Annotated in this window: 1 protein-coding gene; it reads left to right on the plus strand. The window is 45.7% G+C overall.

All coding sequences use genetic code 11. The features are described 5' to 3' along the window. Positions 1–547: Hpt domain-containing protein (locus ACS8FC_RS20195; protein WP_439298096.1), on the plus strand; the 547-nt coding region annotated here is incomplete at both ends.

The raw sequence follows: 547 nt of genomic DNA on the forward strand, positions 1-547 counted from the left end.
GGTGAGATCGCACCTGTGATCAGTTCAGATGATGAAACGGTAATAGCAGCGCAAGATACCACTGATACGAGTCCTAATGTAGAGAGTGACGCATTGCTGCGTGCTCGTGAACAAGTCAAGCCTGACAACTTTGAAGTTGATGAAGAGATCCGTGACATCTTTATCGAAGAAGTCACTGAAGTAATTGACGATCTGGAGGATTTTCTGCCTATTTGGCAGCAGGATGCACAAGACTTAACACCATTGACTGAGGTGCGTAGAAGCTTTCATACCTTAAAAGGCTCAGGCCGCATGGTTGGTGCTTTTAGCATCAGTGAGATGGCATGGTCAATAGAAAACCTACTTAACCGTCTGTTGGATAAGACACTCCCTGTAACAGACGATGTCGTACGTCTGGTGATAGAGACAGCGGAACGTTTGCCAGTGCTACTGACAGATTTTGCCGCACAACAATCACCGAGCTCTGATCCTGCTATTACTATTCTACAAAGTAGTAACCTAATGGCGCAGCAGCCTGTCAATGCTGGTTTAGATCTATATGAGACTG

The organism is Psychrobacter sp. 1Y4 (assembly GCF_051847555.1).